At 34.7% G+C, this 1,885-nt stretch carries 1 protein-coding gene and 1 pseudogene; both read left to right on the top strand.

Going from position 1 to position 1,885, the window contains the following annotated elements:
* Positions 1–128 precede the first annotated feature (128 nt).
* Positions 129–839: pseudogene (locus V6C11_RS00550) on the top strand (lipid II flippase Amj family protein); the annotation flags it as partial.
* 322 nt (positions 840–1,161) lie between these two features.
* Positions 1,162–1,885, top strand: a 724-nt coding sequence (locus V6C11_RS00545; protein ID WP_333529130.1) for a transposase, incomplete at its 3' end; no start/stop codon positions are given.

Below are 1,885 nucleotides of genomic sequence, written 5' to 3'. Positions count from 1 at the left end.
CCACTCCTTTTTACCTCCTGTATCAACAGATGTAACTTTCTGATAATACAGGTTTTTGGTTGAAAGTGGCTCAATTTTTTTCTGGCGTTTCCTTCAATTTTGGCTCACTTTTATTGTAGCATTTATATAATGCTGTTAAAACCGGGCAATTTGCTTTATCTATTTCCCTCTTTAATATCTTTGTTCTGATTTCTAGAACGGCTAATACATTTCAAGCACCATTGATAGGTAGTTTAATCGGCAAAAGTATTACAAGTAATATTGATCCTACCATACAGTTAAGACTAGTTATCTTCTCAGCTACATTAGGCACCCTAATAGGGATAATATTGATCCCTACATTCCTAAAGATTTTTAATAAAGTTATTAAAAGATTAGGTTCATCTGGTTCGATTCCAGCTATTATTATTGGTGCCTTTCAAATATCTAATATAAAACGACTAGTTAAAACTACTGTAAGACCATCAAAAAGAATGTTACATAACTTAAAGTTCGCTCATATTCCTAAGACATTATTATTTCTGAATGTAGTGATAACAGGTATTTACACGATCGGAGTTTTATCTGCAAATTACTCTGCTACATTCGTGGCAGAAGAACAACGATTGGCGGCAGCAGCTTCTGCTGGTATGATAAATGGGATTGCAACCATTTTATTAACGCTATTTATTGATCCAAAGGCCGCTATCATTACAGACCAGGCATTAAAGGGTGAAAGACCCTATGAGGATGTTAAAACATTGGTTTTACTACTGATTGTCACAAAATTATTAGGTACTATTTTAGGACAATTTCTGCTTATACCTTCTGCAGAGCTTATTGCTAAAATTTATAGGTGATCAGTGCGTATTAACAACATGATAGTAAATATTCGAATATTCTATTATCCGGGCATATACATTTAAAGGGATTGAGGACATGATTTAATACCGCATTAGTGAGCATTATAAAATATCATAATAAAAACATAACTAATAAACAGTTAAAAGATTTAATTGAAGATACAGCAATTGATCTGGGCGATGCTGGGAAAGATAATACTTATGGTTATGGTCTAATAAATTATAAAGATGCATTAGAAAAGAGTGTAGACACAAGGGGACGTTTTTGTTGTGTCATTTAGTTTCTCGTGGTAAGATGAACAAAAAAGGGGTTAAAATAATGCCACGGCAAGCTAGAGAAACCAGCACAACTGGAATATATCATTTACTTGTTCGGGGAATAAACAAGGAAACCATATACCATGATGATCAAGATCGTCAAAGATACTTGGATACCCTGGCAAGAATAGCCCAGGATAGCAATGCGTTGATTCTTGGCTATTGTCTGATGGATAACCATGCCCATATTCTCTTAAAAGAAGGATTAAAGAAAATATCTAATCTGATGCATCGCCTGGGTGCAAGTTATGCCTATTATTATAACTGGAAATATAACCGGGTTGGGCATGTTTTCCAAAACCGCTTCAAAAGTGAAAATGTTGAAGATGATATTTACTTAAAAGTAGTCATTAGATATATACATCAAAATCCTGTTAAGGCAGGAATGGTAAAAAGAGCCCAAGAATATTGTTGGAGCAGTTGTAAGGATTATTATGATGGTAAGGGGTTATTGGGAATAACCAATACGGGTTTGATACTGGGTATATTTTCCGAAAAAGAGGAACAAGCCATCAAAGCATTACAGCAATTTACTGAAGTTGAAAACGAGGATAAATGTTTAGAGGACATGAAACGAACTGCGTTGAGTGATTCCCAGGCTCGTGAAGTGATAGAAAAAATGTTACAAAATAAACAGGCTAAAATATTGCAAGAAATGAGTAGGGCAGAGCGGGATATGGTGCTGCATAAACTAAAAGAGATTGAAGGATTAAGCATCCGGCAAA

It is taken from the genome of Desulfotomaculum sp. 1211_IL3151 (genome assembly GCF_036763075.1).
Classification (GTDB): domain Bacteria; phylum Bacillota; class Desulfotomaculia; order Desulfotomaculales; family Desulfotomaculaceae; genus Desulfotomaculum.
The sequence above is the reverse complement of the archived record's forward strand: the minus strand, read 5'-3'. Positions and strand labels throughout refer to the sequence as shown.